General features: G+C 60.3%; 16 protein-coding genes and 1 riboswitch. Of the genes, 7 read left to right on the top strand and 9 right to left on the bottom strand.

What is annotated here, in order from left to right:
* Window positions 1–2 precede the first annotated feature (2 nt).
* Both DJ564_RS30485 and DJ564_RS30480 read left to right on the top strand, forming a co-directional pair.
* A complete protein-coding gene (locus DJ564_RS30485; RefSeq protein ID WP_109635539.1) occupies window positions 3–554 on the top strand; it encodes a cytochrome b in 552 nt (183 codons plus the stop codon).
* Between the two features lie 32 nt (window positions 555–586).
* Complete coding sequence (locus DJ564_RS30480) at window positions 587–1,171, top strand: YceI family protein (RefSeq protein WP_109635537.1); 585 nt, start codon at window positions 587–589, stop codon at window positions 1,169–1,171.
* Between the two features lie 275 nt (window positions 1,172–1,446).
* On the opposite strand, the gene DJ564_RS30475 is transcribed toward DJ564_RS30480, so the two are convergent.
* The 4 genes from DJ564_RS30475 to ahcY all read right to left on the bottom strand — a co-directional run bounded on the left by DJ564_RS30475 (window position 1,447) and on the right by ahcY (window position 6,983).
* Window positions 1,447–3,321 (bottom strand): DEAD/DEAH box helicase, encoded by a 1,875-nt coding sequence (locus DJ564_RS30475; RefSeq protein WP_109635536.1) that lies wholly within the window; start codon window positions 3,319–3,321, stop codon window positions 1,447–1,449.
* Window positions 3,322–3,543: 222 nt separating this feature from the next.
* Entirely contained in the window at window positions 3,544–4,359 is an 816-nt protein-coding gene (locus DJ564_RS30470; protein ID WP_109635534.1) for an ABC transporter substrate-binding protein, read from the bottom strand.
* 175 nt (window positions 4,360–4,534) lie between these two features.
* Window positions 4,535–5,380: a methylenetetrahydrofolate reductase [NAD(P)H] gene (metF, locus tag DJ564_RS30465; protein ID WP_109635533.1), complete on the bottom strand. Its 846-nt coding sequence runs from the start codon at window positions 5,378–5,380 to the stop codon at window positions 4,535–4,537.
* Window positions 5,381–5,573: 193 nt separating this feature from the next.
* The gene (ahcY, locus tag DJ564_RS30455) at window positions 5,574–6,983 is read right to left on the bottom strand and encodes an adenosylhomocysteinase (protein ID WP_077747242.1); all 1,410 of its coding nucleotides are present in this window, start codon (window positions 6,981–6,983) and stop codon (window positions 5,574–5,576) included.
* Between the two features lie 23 nt (window positions 6,984–7,006).
* A riboswitch (S-adenosyl-L-homocysteine riboswitch) is annotated at window positions 7,007–7,109 on the bottom strand.
* Between the two features lie 198 nt (window positions 7,110–7,307).
* Here ahcY and DJ564_RS30450 point away from each other — a divergent pair.
* Window positions 7,308–7,712, top strand: coding sequence for an acyl-CoA thioesterase (locus DJ564_RS30450; RefSeq protein ID WP_109635529.1), 405 nt, complete (start codon window positions 7,308–7,310; stop codon window positions 7,710–7,712).
* A 205-nt stretch (window positions 7,713–7,917) separates the two neighbouring features.
* The gene (locus DJ564_RS30445) at window positions 7,918–8,805 is read left to right on the top strand and encodes a formate/nitrite transporter family protein (RefSeq protein WP_109635528.1); all 888 of its coding nucleotides are present in this window, start codon (window positions 7,918–7,920) and stop codon (window positions 8,803–8,805) included.
* Here the strand turns inward: DJ564_RS30445 and DJ564_RS30440 are convergent, their stop codons facing one another.
* Both DJ564_RS30440 and DJ564_RS30435 read right to left on the bottom strand, forming a co-directional pair.
* Window positions 8,806–10,071, bottom strand: a complete 1,266-nt coding sequence (locus tag DJ564_RS30440) for a sodium:proton antiporter (RefSeq protein ID WP_109635526.1) — start codon at window positions 10,069–10,071, stop codon at window positions 8,806–8,808.
* 179 nt (window positions 10,072–10,250) lie between these two features.
* Window positions 10,251–11,420, bottom strand: a complete 1,170-nt coding sequence (locus DJ564_RS30435; protein WP_109635525.1) for an MFS transporter — start codon at window positions 11,418–11,420, stop codon at window positions 10,251–10,253.
* Between the two features lie 221 nt (window positions 11,421–11,641).
* Here DJ564_RS30435 and DJ564_RS30430 point away from each other — a divergent pair, with 221 nt between their 5' ends.
* Window positions 11,642–12,475 (top strand): EamA family transporter, encoded by an 834-nt coding sequence (locus DJ564_RS30430; RefSeq protein WP_109635523.1) that lies wholly within the window; start codon window positions 11,642–11,644, stop codon window positions 12,473–12,475.
* A gap of 40 nt (window positions 12,476–12,515) precedes the next feature.
* A complete protein-coding gene (locus DJ564_RS30425; protein ID WP_109635522.1) occupies window positions 12,516–12,899 on the top strand; it encodes an MAPEG family protein in 384 nt (127 codons plus the stop codon).
* 145 nt (window positions 12,900–13,044) lie between these two features.
* Here DJ564_RS30425 and DJ564_RS30420 read toward each other — a convergent pair whose 3' ends face one another.
* The gene (locus DJ564_RS30420) at window positions 13,045–14,229 is read right to left on the bottom strand and encodes a murein transglycosylase A (protein ID WP_109635520.1); all 1,185 of its coding nucleotides are present in this window, start codon (window positions 14,227–14,229) and stop codon (window positions 13,045–13,047) included.
* 128 nt (window positions 14,230–14,357) lie between these two features.
* Between DJ564_RS30420 and DJ564_RS30415 the strand changes: the two genes are divergently transcribed.
* The gene (locus DJ564_RS30415; protein ID WP_109635519.1) at window positions 14,358–14,807 is read left to right on the top strand and encodes a cytochrome c; all 450 of its coding nucleotides are present in this window, start codon (window positions 14,358–14,360) and stop codon (window positions 14,805–14,807) included.
* Between the two features lie 92 nt (window positions 14,808–14,899).
* Here DJ564_RS30415 and DJ564_RS30410 read toward each other — a convergent pair whose 3' ends face one another.
* Window positions 14,900–15,295 carry a DUF1090 domain-containing protein gene (locus DJ564_RS30410; RefSeq protein WP_109635517.1) on the bottom strand — a complete coding sequence of 132 codons (396 nt, stop codon included), beginning with the start codon at window positions 15,293–15,295 and terminating at the stop codon, window positions 14,900–14,902.
* Between the two features lie 97 nt (window positions 15,296–15,392).
* On the bottom strand, window positions 15,393–17,066 hold the full coding sequence (gene ligB, locus DJ564_RS30405; protein WP_109635516.1) for an NAD-dependent DNA ligase LigB: 1,674 nt from the start codon (window positions 17,064–17,066) through the stop codon (window positions 15,393–15,395).
* Between the last annotated feature and the right edge of the window lie 13 nt (window positions 17,067–17,079).

Genomic DNA, 17,079 nt, shown 5'->3' with positions numbered 1-17,079 from the left:
CAATGCAGCTACGTAACTCTTCTTCCCGCTACGGTTGGGTCAGCATCTTCATGCATTGGGGCGTGGCGCTGGCGGTCGTTGGTTTGTTTGCGTTGGGCTTGTGGATGGTCGGTCTCGACTACTACAGCACCTGGCGCAAAGACGCGCCGGAATTGCACAAGAGCATTGGCCTGGTGTTGTTGGCCGTCATGGTCCTTCGGGTGTTGTGGCGCGTTGTCAGCCCGCCACCGCCGACACTGGAAACGTATAGCCGCATGACGCGTCTTGGCGCCAAGTTCGGTCATTCGTTCCTGTACCTCAGTCTGTTTGCTGTGATGATTGCCGGATACCTGATTTCCACCGCAGACGGTGTCGGGATTTCGGTGTTTGGCCTGTTTGAAGTTCCTGCGCTGGTTTCCGGACTACCGGACCAGGCAGACACCGCCGGTGTGATTCATCTGTATCTGGCGTGGGCGCTGGTAATTTTTTCCGGTCTCCATGCGTTGGCAGCATTGAAGCACCACTTTATCGATCGTGATTCGACCCTCACTCGAATGCTGGGTCGCAAAGCCTGAAGTTCAACCTCGACTCCAAAGGAATAGAAAGCATGTTGAAAAAAACACTCGCTGCTCTGGCAATCGGTTCTGCTCTGTTGTCCGCCAATGTGATGGCGGCTGACTACGTCGTCGACAAGGAAGGCCAGCACGCCTTCGTTGACTTCAAGATCAGCCACCTGGGCTACAGCTACATCACCGGTACCTTCAAGGACATCGACGGCACGTTCAGCTTCGACGCTGCCAAGCCTGAAGACAGCAAGATCGAGTTCAACGTGAACACCGCCAGCGTGTTCACCAACCATGCCGAGCGCGACAAGCACATCGCCAGCAAAGACTTCCTGAACGGCTCCAAAGCCAAGTTCGTCTCCACCAGCGTCAAATCCACCGGTAAAAACGCCGCTGGCAAAGACACTGCCGACGTGACCGGCGACCTGACCATCCTTGGCGTGACCAAACCAGTGGTGGTCAAGGCTACTTTCCTGGGCGAAGGCAAGGATCCATGGGGCGGCTACCGTGCCGGCTTCGAAGGTACTACCAGCATCAAGCGTTCCGATTTCGGCAAGCAGAAAGACCTGGGCCCAGCGTCCGACGCGGTCGAGCTGTACGTTTCGTTTGAAGGTGTGAAAGCGAAGTAATTTTCGCGCTGACACAAAAACGCCCCCGGCCTTATGGTCGGGGGCGTTTTTTATTGCCTGGCACAATTGGAAAGGGACACCACAGATCCCCTGTGGGGGCGGGCTTGCTCGCGAATGCGGTGTGTCATTCAACATTGATGTCGACTGACACGGCCTTCGCGAGCAAGCCCGCTCCCACAAGGGGTTCATTAGTGAGTTGAGGATTTGTGCTCACCCTCAGAAAACAAAAATGCCCCGGATCTCGCGATCCGGGGCATTTTCGTTGCAGTGCTAAATCAGCGGTTGCGGGTCAGCAACGCTGGCTTCTCACCACGCGGACGGCCTGGCAGTTGATCAAGTTGCTCTGGAGTCGGGAAACGATCGGTTTTCGACTCCTTGTGAATGATCTTCGGAGCCGGGCCGCGCGGGTTTTGCACGGCAGGTTCGGAACGCGGCTGTTCGTCACGGGCCGGACGGCGGTTGCGCGACTCTTCGCGACGGGCCTGGCCGTCACGTGGAGCGCCGTTGCGTGGGCCACTGCGCTTGGCCGGTGGCGTGCCGGTGGTGGCGCCGTCGCTGCTGCGCGGACCGCTTTGGCGACCCTGAGGCTTGCCGCCAGTGCGTGGAGCACCAGCGCCCGCTGCCGTGCCTTGTGCCGGAGCACCCGGACGGCGGCCACGGCCCTGAGCCGGTTTGGCTTGAGGCACATAGTCGACGCGGTTACCGAAGTTATCGATGTCGTCGTCCAGGAACTCGTCCGGAGCACGATCAGCAGCAGCACGTGGCGCTGGACGCTGTTGTTCGCGAGCCGGGGTACCTTCGCGCGGCTTGTGTTCACGGGCCGGGCGATCGCCTCGGCCAGTGGCAGGCGCTTTTTCCTTGCCGCCCTTGTCCTTGCCCTTGTCTTTACGACCGCCGCCACCGCCAGTGCCGTTCGGACCGTCGCCGCGCGGGCCACGTGGGTTGCGCGGGTTACGCACATCCGGACGCTCACGGACTTCCGGTTTCTCGGCTTCTACAGCGCTGGAATCGAAGCCCATCAGGTTGCCGTCGGCAATCTTCTGCTTGGTCATGCGCTCGATGCTTTTCAGCAGCTTTTCTTCGTCCGGAGCGACCAGTGAGATCGCCTCGCCCGAACGACCGGCACGGCCGGTACGGCCGATACGGTGAACGTAATCTTCGTCGACGTTCGGCAGTTCGAAGTTGACCACGTGTGGCAACTGGTCGATGTCGAGGCCGCGAGCGGCGATGTCGGTGGCGACGAGGATGCGCACTTCACCGGCCTTGAAGTCGGCCAGGGCTTTGGTGCGGGCGTTCTGGCTCTTGTTACCGTGGATCGCGACGGCGCTGAGGCCGTGTTTGTCCAGGTACTCGGCCAGACGGTTGGCGCCGTGCTTGGTGCGGGTGAACACCAGGACCTGTTCCCAGGCGCCAGCGGTGATCAAGTGCGCCAGCAGCGAACGCTTGTGGTTGGCTGGCAGGCGGAAGACGCGTTGCTCGATGCGCTCGACCGTGGTGTTCGGCGGCGTGACTTCGATGCGTTCCGGGTTGTGCAGCAGTTTGCCGGCGAGGTCGGTGATGTCTTTGGAGAACGTCGCCGAGAACAGCAGGTTCTGGCGTTTGCTCGGCAGACGAGCCAGGACTTTCTTCACGTCATGGACAAAGCCCATGTCGAGCATGCGGTCGGCTTCGTCCAGCACGAGGATTTCCACGTGGGACAGATCGACGCTGCCTTGACCGGCGAGGTCGAGCAGGCGGCCGGGGCAGGCCACCAGCACGTCAACACCGCGGGACATGGCCTGAACCTGCGGGTTCATGCCGACGCCGCCGAAGATGCAGGCGCTGACGAACTTCAGGTCACGGGCATAGACCTTGAAGCTCTCGTGGACTTGAGCCGCGAGTTCGCGGGTAGGGGTCAGGACCAGTACGCGCGGTTGGCGCGGGCCGTGACGCTGGGATTTGTCCGGGTGACCATTGGGGAACAACCGCTCCAGAATCGGAAGGGCGAAGCCGCCGGTTTTACCAGTACCTGTCTGTGCCGCGACCATCAGGTCGCGACCTTGCAACACGGCGGGGATAGCCCGCTGTTGCACCGGAGTAGGCTCGGTATAGCCCGCTGCCTCGATGGCGCGGACTAAAGCCTCGGAGAGACCGAGGGAAGCAAAGGACATGAGTAATCCTGTTTTAGTTAGGGCTTGGCCCAATGGGAGTCTTGCCTGGCGCGAATGGCGTTTAAGAGGAACGCAATCCCGTCCGGTCCTGCTGGGCCTTGAAAGCTCGTCTGGAGCGCTCGCGCGGGCTGGAAAGCTGCGCTGTAGCGGATCGAGATGCCTTGAACAAGTCCGAGCGTCCGGGCGTGAGCCTGGCGGGAACGCCGGAGTATAACAGAGCAATCACTGCGCGCCGCTTTCCTGCTGCTCAACGGTTTTTACGGTGGCGGTGGTGGTGGCGGTGGGTTGCCCTCCGGTGCCGGGCCCCGCGCCATAACGGGCGCTCAGCTCAGCGTAGGCGGGCTCGCGCTTGAAGCGCTTGAGCTCGGCACCGAAACGCTGCACCAGTAAATCCATGCCCGCATTACGGCGTACCGCCAAAAACTGGCTCTGATGGCTGATGACTGTCGGGTTTTCAGTGATCTTGTCGCGGATGCCCAATTCGTCGAGCAAATGCTGGCCGACCCGGCGATCGGTGATCAACAGGTCGATCCGCCCGCGTACCAGTTTGCCGAAATTGGCTTCGTGGGTCGGCGCCGGCTCCCGGGTGAACAGGGTCGAATCGCTGAAATCCTTGCTGTAGAGGTAGCCTGGCGAAGTGCCGACGGTCAGGCCTTTCAGGTCGTCCAGGGTGCGGAAGGGATGGGGGCGCTCGTTGGCGTAGAACATCACGAACTCGACATCTGACAGCGGTTCGCTGGGGTAGAGCAACGTGGCGTCGCGTTCATCACTGTGAAAAATATCCAGCGCGCCATCCGCCTGACCCGTTTCAAGCATTGACAGGCAGCGTTTCCATGGCAGGAACTGCCAGTCCACTTCAATCCCCAGACGTTTGAACACGATCGCCGTGGTTTCGTAATCCAGGCCCAGGGATTTGCCGTCTTGCTCATAGACGTACGGCGCCCACGGCTCGGTGACAATGCGCAGCTTCTCGCCCCGGGCGGCAAAGCTCAGGCAAGAGAAAAGAAACACGGTGAATAACTGTGCGATCAGGGGCATGGCTTGAGATTACGACGAGAAATCATAAAGAGCCAGAAACCGGATCCAGAAGCTCTGGTTCGGGCGTTAAACGCAAAAGATCGCAGCCTCGTTTCACTCGACAGCTCCTATAGAGTACGTATTCCCTTGTAGGAGCTGTCGAGTGAAACGAGGCTGCGATCTCTTGATCTTGCTTTTAACGAGGCAGCTTCAGGTTGTTCCACACCGCGAGGCTCGCTTCAGCCTGGTTCAGTGTGTAGAAGTGCAGCCCCGGCGCGCCACCTTGCAGCAGGCGATCGCACATTTCGGTGATGACTTGCTCACCAAAGCCTTGAATGCTCTGGGTGTCGTCGCCGTAGGCTTCCAGCTGCTTGCGGATCCAGCGCGGGATTTCCGCACCGCAAGCGTCGGAGAAGCGCGCGAGCTTGCTGTAGTTGGTGATCGGCATGATCCCCGGCACGATCGGGATGTTCACGCCCATCGCCCGCACACGCTCGACGAAGTAGAAGTAGCTGTCGGCGTTGAAGAAGTACTGGGTGATCGCACTGTCGGCGCCAGCGTTGGCCTTGCGCACGAAGTTGTTCAGATCGTCTTCGAAATTGCGCGCTTGCGGATGCATCTCCGGATAAGCAGCGACTTCGATGTGGAAATGATCGCCGGTTTCTTCACGAATGAATTGAACCAGGTCGTTGGCGTGGCGCAATTCGCCGCTGGCCATGCCCATGCCCGAAGGCAGGTCACCGCGCAGGGCAACGATACGCTTGATGCCAGCTGCCTTGTATTGAGTCAGCAGGCCGCGCAGGTCGTCCTTGCTGTCGCCAACGCAGGACAAATGCGGTGCAGCCGGGACTTTGACTTCGCTTTCGAGCTGCAACACGGTATTGAGCGTGCGATCACGGGTCGAACCGCCAGCGCCGTAGGTGCAGGAAAAGAAATCGGGGTTGTACGTGGCCAGCTGACGGGCAGTGGCGAGTAGCTTTTCATGCCCAGCGTCGGTCTTCGTAGGGAAGAACTCGAAGCTGTAGCGACGGTCTTGGGACATGGGAATACCCTTGAAAACGGGAAGCCAGAGGCTTGCATATCCCGTGTGGGAGCGGGTTTGTGTGGAGAGGGAGCTTGCTCCCGCTGGGTCGCGCAGCGACCCCAAAGCTTTGCGACTGCTTCGCAGTCGAGCGGGAGCAAGCTCCCTCGCCACACAGACCCGCTCCCACAAGGGAGAGCAGGCTGCAGGTCGATCAGTAGCGGTAAGCGTGCGGCTTGAACGGGCCTTCGACGGTCACGCCGATGTAGTCGGCCTGGGTCTTGGTCAGTTGAGTCACAACGCCGCCGAAACCGCGGACCATTTCCAGGGCCACTTCTTCGTCGAGTTTCTTCGGCAGTACTTCAACGGTCAGGCGCTCGGCTTTCTGGGCTGGCGACAGGTCGGCGTACTTCTGGCCGAACAGGAAGATCTGCGCCAGAACCTGGTTGGCGAACGAACCGTCCATGATGCGGCTTGGGTGACCGGTGGCGTTACCCAGGTTAACCAGACGGCCTTCGGCCAGCAGGATCAGGTAGTCGTCGTTCTGGGCATCGAATGCGCCAGGACCGGTACGGTGGATCTTGTGAACCTGTGGCTTCACTTCTTCCCATGCCCAGTTCTTGCGCATGAAAGCAGTGTCGATTTCGTTGTCGAAGTGGCCGATGTTGCAGACAACAGCGCGCTTCTTCAGGGCTTTGAGCATGTTTGCGTCGCAAACATTGACGTTGCCGGTGGTGGTCACGATCAGGTCGATCTTGCCCAGCAGGGCTTTGTCGATGCTGGCTTCGGTGCCGTTGTTGATACCGTCGATGAACGGCGAAACCAGCTCGTAGCCGTCCATGCAGGCTTGCATGGCGCAGATCGGGTCGACTTCGGAAACCTTAACGATCATGCCTTCCTGACGCAGGGACTGAGCGGAGCCCTTGCCCACGTCACCGTAACCGATGACCAGCGCTTGCTTGCCGGACAACAGGTGGTCGGTACCGCGCTTGATCGCATCGTTCAGGCTGTGACGGCAGCCGTACTTGTTGTCGTTCTTGCTCTTGGTCACCGAGTCGTTGACGTTGATGGCCGGGATTTTCAGCTCGCCCTTGGCCAGCATGTCCAGCAGGCGGTGAACGCCAGTGGTGGTTTCTTCGGTGACGCCGTGGACGCGGTCCAGGATCGCCGGGTATTTCTTGTGCAGCAGCTCGGTCAGGTCGCCGCCGTCGTCGAGGATCATGTTGGCATCCCAAGGCGCGCCATCTTTGAGGATGGTTTGCTCCAGGCACCACTCGTACTCTTCTTCGGTTTCGCCTTTCCAGGCATAAACCGCGATACCGGCAGCAGCGATAGCAGCAGCGGCCTGGTCTTGAGTCGAGAAAATGTTGCAGGACGACCAACGCACTTCGGCACCCAGGGCAACCAGGGTTTCGATCAGCACGGCAGTCTGAATGGTCATGTGGATGCAGCCGAGGATTTTTGCGCCTTTGAGCGGCTGCTCACCGGCGTACTTGCGGCGCAGACCCATCAGGGCAGGCATTTCGGATTCGGCGATGATGGTTTCGCGACGGCCCCAGGCAGCCAGGGACATGTCGGCCACTTTGTAATCGTTAAAATCTGCAGGCGTGATAACAGCGCTCATGATGAGCCTCCATTCGTAATGTATGCGAATGGGCGCCGTTGTGCGTTTAGTGTCCGGCCAATCATGGCCAGTCAACGCCCCATCCGAGCCTGACAGGTCGAACCTGCTGCAGCGCCCCTCGGACAGGTGGCGGGAAAACGGTAGCAAGTGAACGTTACCGTTTTGAAACGGTGGCGATTATAGCGGGCTATTCTTATCTTCCAAAGCGTTTCTGTTGATGAATGTCCGAACGGTAATCGAGGCCATAGTCGATGCCCAATAGAGCTCTAGGCCGGGCTCTGCCATGATGCCCCCCATCATTCGGCAAGACGCTCAGGAGTGAATATGAATTTCCACACCCGCAAATGGGTAAAACCCGAAGACCTCAACCCCAACGGCACGCTGTTCGGCGGCAGCCTGTTGCGCTGGCTCGACGAAGAGGCGGCGATCTACGCCATCGTCCAGCTGGGCAATCAGCGTGTGGTCACCAAGTACATTTCCGAGATCAACTTCGTCAGCGCCTCGCGCCAGGGCGACATCATCGAACTGGGCATCACCGCCACCGAGTTCGGTCGCACCTCGATCACCCTGAAGTGCGAAGTGCGCAACAAGATCACTCGCAAAAGCATCCTGACGGTGGACAAGATTGTCTTCGTCAATCTGGGTGAAGACGGTTTGCCTGCGCCACACGGCCAGACCGAGATCAAGTACGTCAAAGACCAGTTCAAGGATGATATTGCCAGCGAGTGATATCGGCGGCGCACCCTTCGCGAGCAAGCCCGCTCCCACATTTAATCTCAGTCGTTCACCGGAATTGCGTTCGCTGAAGATCCTCTGTGGGAGCGGGCTTGCTCGCGAAGGCGGGCTACGGTTCAACGATGATTCAGCGGACCAGTGAACAGCTCCGAACCCCGCGTGTCGTACCTACATGACACACCACCGGTTCCGGAGCTTTATGGACGCCAAGAAAGAAGGCAAAACCCCAAACCTGTCGCCGGAAGAACAGCACGACGTCGACAAGAACCAGCCACCGCGCGCCGCGGTGCTGCACGAAATCATCCGCACCCAGGGCGATCAGGAACTCGAGCGCAGTGTCGCCGCTTTGTGGTGGTCGGCCCTGGCCGCTGGCCTGACCATGGGCCTGTCGCTGATGGCCATGGGTCTGCTCAATTCCCGACTGCCGGACGGTGAAGGCTTCAAGGTCATCGCCAGCTTCGGTTACTGCGCAGGCTTTCTCGCGGTGATCCTGGCCCGTCAGCAACTGTTCACCGAGAACACCCTGACGGCCGTGCTGCCGATCATGACCAAACCCACACTGAACAATTTCGGCCGGCTGCTACGCCTGTGGTCGGTGGTGCTGGTAGGCAACCTCTGCGGCACGTTGCTGGTGGCCTACGTGATGTTGCATCTGCCGATTTTCGACAGCAAGACCGATCTGGCTTTTCTCGATATCGGCCGCAAGATCATGGAGAACGACGCCAGCCAGATGTTCGCCAAAGGCATCGTTTCGGGCTGGATGATTGCCACCATGGTCTGGATGATCCCGTCCATGGAGAGCGCCAAGATGTGGATCATCATCCTCATCACCTACCTGATGGCGCTCGGGGATTTCACCCACATCGTGGTGGGGTCGGCCGAAGTCTCGTACCTGGTGTTTGCCGGCGAGTTGCCGTGGAAGGATTTCTGGCTGGTGTTCGCCGGGCCGACGCTGGCGGGGAACATCATCGGCGGCAGCTTTATCTTCGCGCTGATCAGCCATGCGCAGATCCGCAGTGAGAGCGGACCGCCGAAGAAGACGGCGGATCAGGGCCAGGCGCCCGATCCGCAGAAGAGCAAAAAATAATCAGTGATGCTCGGCCTGTGCCGCTGGCGCAGGCTCGTCCCGAGTCACGTGCTTGACCAGTTTGCCGATGCTCAGACCCTGCAACAGGATCGACGACAGCACCACGATGTAGGTGATGCTCAACAGCAAGTCTCGCTCCGGGCCCAGCGGCAGGGCCAAGGCCAGCGCGACCGAAACACCACCGCGCAGACCACCCCAAGTCAGAATCCGGATCGTCCCGCGCGGGACTGTGCGCCAGCGCCGCAGGAGCAGGATGGCCGGTGCGACTGTCAGCAGGCGCGAAAGCAGAATCGCCAGTGCCAGCAAACTCGCGGCCAGCACGTGCAGCCAGTTGAACGGCAGCAGCAACAACTCCATGCCGATCAGGGCGAACAGCAGGGCGTTGAGCATGTCGTCGAGCAGTTCCCAGAAACCGTCCAGGTACTTGCGGGTCATGTCGTTCATCGCCAGGTTGCGGCCCAGGTTGCCGATGATCAGGCCGGCGACGACCATCGCGATCGGCGCGGATACATGCAGCTCCGACGCCATGGCCGAGCCGCCGATCACCAGCGCCAGGGTCAGCATGACCTCGATCTGATGCTGTTCGATGCTCTTGATCATCAGGTACACCAGATAACCGATCAGCCCGCCAAACAGCACGCCACCAATCGCTTCGTGTGCAAACAGCATCGCCGTGGCGCCGACGGTCGGGGTTTCACCGAGTTGTGCGATGCCCAGCAGCACGGTGAAGACCACGACGGCCGTGCCGTCGTTGAACAGCGACTCGCCGACGATGGTGGTTTTCAGAGGCTTGGACGCATTGGCGGTTCGCAGCACGCCGAGGACCGCAATCGGGTCGGTGGGGGAAATCAGCGCGCCGAACAGCAGGCAATAGAGGAAGCTCACGTGCCAGCCGAACAGGGCAAAAATGTAATAGGCGAGGCTGCCGATCACCGCTGTTGCAATCAATACGCCGACAGTCGCCAGCAGTCCGATGGGCCAGCGATAACTGCGCAGGTCATTCAGGTTGACGTGCAAGGCGCCAGCGAACAGCAGGAAGGACAGCATCCAGTTCATCAGCAGATCGCCGAAATCGATCTGGCCGATCAACTGCTGGATACGTTCTTCAAGGCCGGGGTAGCCGAGAAAGCTCAGACCTTGCAGCAGCAGGGAAAACATCAGCGCCGTGACCATGACTCCGATGGTTGGAGGCAAGCCGATGAAGCGGAAATTTACGTAGGTGAGGAGGGTGGTGAGGCAGATAAAGGCAGCGACAAGCTCGAGCATCCGGGGTCCTTGGATGGGGGGTGAGAAATGGGGTTTCAGACAGTTGCAGCGAGTCTGTTTCTTCGCGAGCAAGCCCGCTCCCACATGGAATTCGGTCGTACACAGAATCTGTGTGCACTGGAGATCCACTGTGGGAGCGAGCCTGCTCGCGATAGCGGTGTCAGCAGCGACGCAATGATTCAGCCGGACACATTGACCGCAGTCGCACCGCGACGTTGCAGATAGATGTAGAACAACGCCGTCATCACCGTCAGGCCACTGACCAGCGCGCCGGTCCACGGCAGGTCCGCCAGATCCGCACCGCTGGCAACTACCAGCCCGCCAATCCACGCACCGGCCGCGTTGCCGAGATTGAAGGCGCTCTGGTTCAGCGTCGAACCGAGGTTCGGTGCTTCATGCGCCTGATCGATGATCAGCAGTTGCAGGATCGGGCACAGGGCAAACGCGAAAATCCCCCACAGCACCAGCGTGATCGCCGCCGGAATCACCGAATGACTGGTCTGGCTGAACGCAGCCAATACCACCGCGACGGCCAGCGCCATGCCCACCAATGAAGGCAACAAATGGCTGTCCGCCAGACGTCCGCCGAGCATGCTGCCCGCCGTCAGGCCGACGCCAAACAACAGCAGCATGATCGTCACGCCGTGGGGGCTGACACCGGTGATGTCCTGCAGGATCGGCGCGATGTAGGTGAACACGCTGAACAGGCTGGTCGACGCCAGTACGCTCATGCCCAACGCCAACAGCACATTGACCTTGCCCAGCACTTTGAACTCGCTGGCGAGGTTGGCCTTGTCCATCGCGATGTCCTTCGGTAGCCAGAGCCACTGCGCTAACGCGGCAATCACACCGATCACCGAGACCGCCCAGAACGTCGAGCGCCAGCCGGCGTATTGCCCGAGCGCGGTGCCCAATGGCACGCCGAGCACGTTGGCCAGCGTCAGGCCGGTGAACATCATGGCAATGGCCTGCGCCCGTTTGTTCGGTGCGACCAGCCCGGCCGCGACCACCGAGCCGATGCCGAAGAACGCACCGTGGCACAGCGCGGTGACCACGCGCGCGGCCATCAGCGTGGCGTAGTTCGGCGCCAGTGCGCACAGCACGTTGCCGAGGATGAACATCAGCGTCATGCCCAGCAGTGTGGCTTTGCGCGGCATGTTGGCGGTACCGATCGCGAGGATCGGCGCCCCGAACACCACGCCCAGGGCGTAGCCGGTGATCAGCAGGCCAGCGTGGGGAATGCTCACGGCGAGGTCGCGGGCGACGTCGGGCAGCAAGCCCATGATGACGAATTCAGTGGTGCCGATGCCGAACGCGGCAACAGCGAGGGCAAGCAAGGCGAGTGGCATGCGCAAGGTCTCTGTCGGTAGTCTTGACGCTTTGATCAGGCATACGCATGCCGATGACCGTTCTCGAAGAGAGCGGGCAGGGGCAGAAATTATTGGAATTAGTCTGTGCGCAACTGAGTGCGGCGTGGTCGCTTGCAGTATAAACAGCTGCTGACCTATGGCGAATCAATTATCCACGCGCTTCTTGCAGGAGGCGCGGCGGTTAACAAAAGGAGTGTGCCGTGCTTGCGACGGCTCTGGTGTTGGTGGCGGCGCTGTTGCACGCGGCGTGGAATACCCTGATCAAGTTCAGCGCCGAACGGCTGCTGGTGGTGGCCTGCATGGACAGCGTCGCGATGTTGTTTGTCGCCCTGATGCTGCCGTTCGTGGCGCTGCCGACGATTGAAATCTGGCCATGGATCCTGGCATCGGCGGCGTTCGAACTGCTCTATCGCTACCTGCTGATCCAGGCCTATCGGGTCGGCGACCTCGGGTTGGTCTATCCGTTGATGCGTGGGCTGTCGCCGCTGGTGGTGCTGGCGTTGACGCTGATCTTCGCCGGGGAAGTGCTGACGAACCAGCAGATCTTCGGAATCCTGCTGATCCCGTTCGGCATGCTATGCCTGCTCTGGCAGGGCGGAGGCGGGGCGCGTCTGCCGTGGTCGATGTTGCCGGTGGTGGCGCTGATCGGCCTGTGCATCGGCTGCTACACCTTCATCGATGGCCAGGCGCTGCGGCGCTGGTCGCACCCTCTGGATTATCTGGTCTGGGTCACGCTGCTCAGCGCCTGGCCGTTCCCGTTGCTGGCGTTGGTGCGCAAGCGCCCGGCGTTCATGCTGTTCTGGCGAGAACAGTGGCGATTGGGTCTGGCGGTCGGGTTCTGCGTGTTGTTCAGCTACGCTCTGGTGCTGTGGGCGATGCAACTGGGATCGATTGCCGAAGCGGCAGCGTTGCGCGAGATCAGCGTGATCCTGGTCGTGCTGTTCGGCATGCGGTACCTGAAAGAACCTTTCGGCAGGCCAAGGCTCTTAGCCTGTGGGCTGGTACTGATCGGCATGTTGGTGATGAAGTTTTGACCGGGCCCCGAATTTCTAAAACTGAAGAAAGGACTGCTTTATGACGGTTGCTCTGTGGTGCGTTTTGATCGCGATCTTCCTGCCTTATATCTGCACGGGCATTGCCAAGGTCAGTGGCAGGTTTGGGCTGCAAGACAACCATGACCCCCGGGACTTTCTTGATTCGCTGAATGGTTTGGGTAGACGCGCGTATGCGGCGCAACTGAACAGTTTTGAAGTGACCCCGGCGTTCGCGGCGGCGGTGATTGTGGCGCATCTGGTGGGTACGGCGCAGCTGGTGACGGTCAACGTGCTGGCGGTGCTGTTTATCACCAGTCGGCTGCTGTACATCATTTGCTACCTGGCAGACTGGGCGATTTTGCGGTCGCTGGTGTGGTTTGTGGGGATGGGGTTGATTGTCAGTTTCTTTGTGGTGTCGGTCTGAAAATTCTTCGGTGATTGTGCCGGCCCCTTCACGAGCAAGCCCGCTCCCACATTTGATCTTCAGTGCACATTTGATTGGTGTGCGACCTGTATTAAATGTGGGAGCGGGCTTGCTCGCGAAGGCTATGCATCAGCCACCGTAGAACTTAAGGATTCGCCTTCACCGCATCAGCCACCTGCGGCACTTGCGGCAACGCCGCGCCTTTAGGCCACAGCATCCAGATCTGCCCCTGCTGTTTCATGTCCCCGGCCAATTGCCCGGCGGCCTCGCCGGTGCCCCAGAACAGGTCCGCACGCACTTCGCCGGCAATCGCGCCGCCGGTGTCTTGCGCTGCCACGGGCCGTACCAGTGCGGTGCCGTCCGGTTTGGTGGTGGACAGCCACAACAGACTGCCCAGCGGTATCACCTTGCGGTCCACTGCCGCGCTGTAACCGGCGGTCAGCGGAACGTTCAGCGAGCCGCGAGGCCCTTCGTTGCTGTCCGGGTTGCGGGTGAAGAACACATAACTCGGGTTGCTGCCCAGTAGTTCCGGAATGCGCGACGGATTGGCCTTGGCCCATGTGCTGATGGCGCCCATGGTCACGTCTTCTTTCTTCAGCTCGCCTTGCTCCACCAGCCAGCGCCCGATTGGCCGGTACGGATGGCCGTTCTGATCGGCATATGCAATGCGCAACTGACGACCATCGTCGAGCTGGATGCGACCCGAACCCTGGATTTGCAGGAATTGCAGGTTCATCGGGTCGGTCAGCCAGGCAACCACTGGCGCCTTCACCCCATTGGTCTCAATCGTTGCCGCATCGTCGTAAGGCTTGAGCACGCGACCTTCGAGGCGGCCGCGCAGGCGTTTGCCTTTTAGCTCGGGGTAGATGCTGTCCAGGGAGACGATGATCATGTCCTCGGGCACGCCGTACACCGGAATGTTTGCCACTTCGGTCTGAGTCAGGCTGCCGGGGTAGACCGGCTCGTAATAGCCGGTGATCAAACCGTTGGGGTTGTCATTGGCGGCGCGCAGGCCGTAGACGTCGAGGTTCTGCTTGAGGAAGCCGCGGATGTCGTTGGCGGTTTGCGGCACATTAGCTGAAGCCGCACAGGTCGCACCCCAGACCGGGTCGGCCTTGAGTCGGGTGCAGGCGCTGCGCCACGAGCCGAAACCGGCGACGAGGTCGTTGTCGGACACGGCCGGCAGTGCTTCCCAAGTGGCGCTGGAGTAAGTCGCCAGTGCGTGGGTTTTAGGCGTGCTTTTGTCGCCGCCGGTGCAGCCAGCGAGCACGGCCACCATTGGAAGAGTCCACGCGAGGTGGTGACGCCATGCCTTGAAACGGCTGTTCATGGAGTAATTCCTTTGCCGGTTGCCTGAGTGCTCCATGCGCTCAAACAACCTGTATTGATAATAGGGCTATTGGTCTTTGCCGATGACACGAGGATACTGGCCGCCGTTTCCCGTGACCTGAAGCCAACATGACTCTTAAAAGACTTTCTGTTGTATTGCTGGCCTGCCTGACGTTGTCTGCTTGCGGTGGTGTCGACCCGAGTTCGCCACTGGGCCAACGCAAGGCGATCTTCAAACAGATGCTCAAGACCGGCGAAGACTTGGGCGGCATGTTGCGTGGTCGTATTCCCTTCGACGGTCCGAAATTCGAGGCAGGCGCCGTGAAGCTCGACACGTTGTCCCGTGAGCCGTGGAAACATTTCCCGCAGGTGCGCGAAGAAGATCACACCAGCGCCAAGGACAATGTGTGGCAGCAGCAGACACGCTTCCAGGAAATGGCCCGCACCCTTGAAGCCGCCACCGGTGAATTGGTGATTGCCAGCAAGGTTCAACCTTACAAGGCCAGTAACCTGGGGCCGGCGGTACAGAAAGTCGAAGATGCCTGCAGTGCCTGCCATAAAGAATTTCGGGATCATTGATTCTCGGGTGTGATCTGGGGAGACCTGCTGCGCAACTGTGGCGAGGGAGCAAGCTCCCTCGCCACAGGCAAGCCGCACGATTCTGTAATGGCTTATTTATCCAGCTCATCGAGTGCGTCCTGCAATTCCTTGCGAGACTCGGCGAGTTTGTCTTTGCGTTTGTTGATCTTCTCCGGGTCGCCTTTCTTCATGGCTTTGTCCAGGTCGGCCTGACGCTTGCTGACTTCATGCTTGGCGTCGAGCACCTTGTTTTCCCGTTCCTTCTTCAGCGAGGCGTCGGTGCAATGGGCGGTGACTTCGCTCAGGGCCGTTTCGAGGCCGGCCTGCTGTTCGGCGTTGCCGTGGGATTTGGCCAGTTCGATCTGATTGATGATCCCCTGTTTCTTCGCGGCACAGCCGGTCAGTTCCGGGGCTTCTTCGGCGGCCATCAGGGGAGCGGCCATCACGCTGCAAAGGGTCAGCAAGGCGAGCGGTGAAAGAAATTTCATAAAAGCTCCATGTGCAAAGGCAATCGGGTCGATGTGGCGATGGGCGTTTGAGCCCGTCGCCACCTTTGGGTTCCCGGGCTGCCAGGTGTCTCGGCGTTTAAAAGCCGTCAATCCCGGCCATGCGTAATGTTTGACTCAGTGCCAGGACGTGCGGGTCGCGAAAAAAGGCGTTCAACTGCGCCGCGCGTCCCGGGCCGATACCGGCTTCTGCCTGCCATTGTTCGGTGTTTCGATTCGCCAGTTCCTGCCATGAATCGGCAAGCCGTGCCTGGCCGGTGGGTGGCAACCCCAAGGCTTTGAGCCAGCGAGCGAACGGACGTTGCCGGGCGCTGTTGAAACTGTTTAAAAGGCGAGCCGCGCTGCGTTTGCCGAAGCCATCAATGTTAGCAAGCTCTTGAGCATCGAGGGTCAACCAATCCAGCAGGCTGTTGAGGCGGCCTGTTTCGAAAAGTTTCTCCCAGGTGCCAGGGCCGAGATGAGGCAAAGCCAGTCCCTGTTTGCTGCTGAGCCAGGCCAGGCGTGCGAGGAATTGGCTCTCGCAGCCTGGTGTTGGTTGCCAGCAACTCAATTGATGAAAGTCTGCTGCCGATGGCACGTTCAATTCAGTGCGTTCGGTACTGCGCAGCACGACGCCATCGAGCCTTGGAATGGTCAGGCCCGCCAGGCTGATGGACACCTGATCCCCGGGGTGGATATCCAGCGCCTCCCAGCGTTGCAGGGAGCTGACGCTCACTCGCTTGATCTGTCGGTCATCGAGCTTCACTGGTGTTAGATCCAGCACCGGCGTAATCCGGCCCGTGCGCCCAATCTTGAAATGGACCTTGCGCACTTCGGCCAGTGCCTGGGCGAAGGGGTACTTCCAGGCAGCGCTCCAGAAAGGCGGCCGCGCCTGCCAGCGTTCGGCGGATGGACGCTGACTCTGGCGCAAAACGACGCCATCACTGGCGAAGGGCAGGGGCGTGCGGTACCAGTGATCGCGCCATCGTTGCGCGTCGGCGAATCCCTTGATCGGCTGACTGTAAGGCGCCGTGCTCGGAAAACCCATTTCACCGAGCGCCGCCACGCGGGCCGGCAGGCTTGCCGGACCTTGTGGCCAGTCCCAGACAAACAACCCGATCCCACGGGCCTGTTCGGCGTTCAGCTCCTTGCGAGCCATCAACCCGGCCACCGTGGAGCGGGCATTGAGGCTGCCTGCCTTGGCTTGCACATGGTCGGTCAGGCGCCAATAGAGTTCGCCTTGCACCAGCAAATTCAGGGGTTGCGGCAGTTGTCGGGGGATGGCTTCAATCAGTCGGGCCGATGCGGTCCAGTCCTGACCGTTCAAGCCATCACCCCGACTGATCGCCTGATGCAGCGAGCCGTTGCGATAGATCAACGTCACGGCCACGCCGTCGACCTTGGGCTGTATCCAGATGTCATCGCGCTTGCGTAGCCAATGCTCGACCGCCGGCCCATCTCGCAGTTTTTCCAGGCCCGTGTGGGCGATGGGGTGGGCAATCTTGCCGCCCGCCGTGCGCAAGGGGTCGGGCGCCAGGCTCAAATCAAAACATTCACGCCATTCGCTCAATCGTGCGCGGGACTGATCATAGATTTCGTCGGCGACCAGTGAGCGTCCGTTGCGGTGATAGTGGTCGTCCCAGAAATCGATTTGTTGTTGCAGGGCGGTAATTTCGTCCAGGGCGCGGGCGGGTGACCAGTCGGGGCAGTCGTTGGCCGTTGAGCTCAGGCAAAACAGGGTCAGGAACAAAGCGGAAAACAGGCGCAGAAGCATCGTGAGCGTCCTT

This window comes from Pseudomonas sp. 31-12 (assembly GCF_003151075.1).
Lineage (GTDB): Bacteria > Pseudomonadota > Gammaproteobacteria > Pseudomonadales > Pseudomonadaceae > Aquipseudomonas.
Note: the sequence above shows the minus strand (reverse complement) of the source record. Positions and strands in the feature narration are given on the sequence as shown.

Excerpts from the sequence above, each read along its gene's own strand:
- DJ564_RS30435 (WP_109635525.1), bottom strand. The coding sequence starts at position 11,420 with ATGCCACTCGCCTTGCTTGCCCTCGCTGTTGCCGCGTTCGGCATCGGC.
- DJ564_RS30445 (WP_109635528.1), top strand. The coding sequence starts at position 7,918 with ATGGACGCCAAGAAAGAAGGCAAAACCCCAAACCTGTCGCCGGAAGAA.
- metF (WP_109635533.1), bottom strand. The coding sequence starts at position 5,380 with ATGTCCCAAGACCGTCGCTACAGCTTCGAGTTCTTCCCTACGAAGACC.
- DJ564_RS30415 (WP_109635519.1), top strand. The coding sequence starts at position 14,358 with ATGACTCTTAAAAGACTTTCTGTTGTATTGCTGGCCTGCCTGACGTTG.
- DJ564_RS30425 (WP_109635522.1), top strand. The coding sequence starts at position 12,516 with ATGACGGTTGCTCTGTGGTGCGTTTTGATCGCGATCTTCCTGCCTTAT.
- DJ564_RS30420 (WP_109635520.1), bottom strand. The coding sequence starts at position 14,229 with ATGAACAGCCGTTTCAAGGCATGGCGTCACCACCTCGCGTGGACTCTT.
- DJ564_RS30475 (WP_109635536.1), bottom strand. The coding sequence starts at position 3,321 with ATGTCCTTTGCTTCCCTCGGTCTCTCCGAGGCTTTAGTCCGCGCCATC.
- DJ564_RS30450 (WP_109635529.1), top strand. The coding sequence starts at position 7,308 with ATGAATTTCCACACCCGCAAATGGGTAAAACCCGAAGACCTCAACCCC.
- ahcY (WP_077747242.1), bottom strand. The coding sequence starts at position 6,983 with ATGAGCGCTGTTATCACGCCTGCAGATTTTAACGATTACAAAGTGGCC.
- DJ564_RS30470 (WP_109635534.1), bottom strand. The coding sequence starts at position 4,359 with ATGCCCCTGATCGCACAGTTATTCACCGTGTTTCTTTTCTCTTGCCTG.
- DJ564_RS30410 (WP_109635517.1), bottom strand. The coding sequence starts at position 15,295 with ATGAAATTTCTTTCACCGCTCGCCTTGCTGACCCTTTGCAGCGTGATG.
- DJ564_RS30485 (WP_109635539.1), top strand. The coding sequence starts at position 3 with ATGCAGCTACGTAACTCTTCTTCCCGCTACGGTTGGGTCAGCATCTTC.
- ligB (WP_109635516.1), bottom strand. The coding sequence starts at position 17,066 with ATGCTTCTGCGCCTGTTTTCCGCTTTGTTCCTGACCCTGTTTTGCCTG.
- DJ564_RS30440 (WP_109635526.1), bottom strand. The coding sequence starts at position 10,071 with ATGCTCGAGCTTGTCGCTGCCTTTATCTGCCTCACCACCCTCCTCACC.
- DJ564_RS30480 (WP_109635537.1), top strand. The coding sequence starts at position 587 with ATGTTGAAAAAAACACTCGCTGCTCTGGCAATCGGTTCTGCTCTGTTG.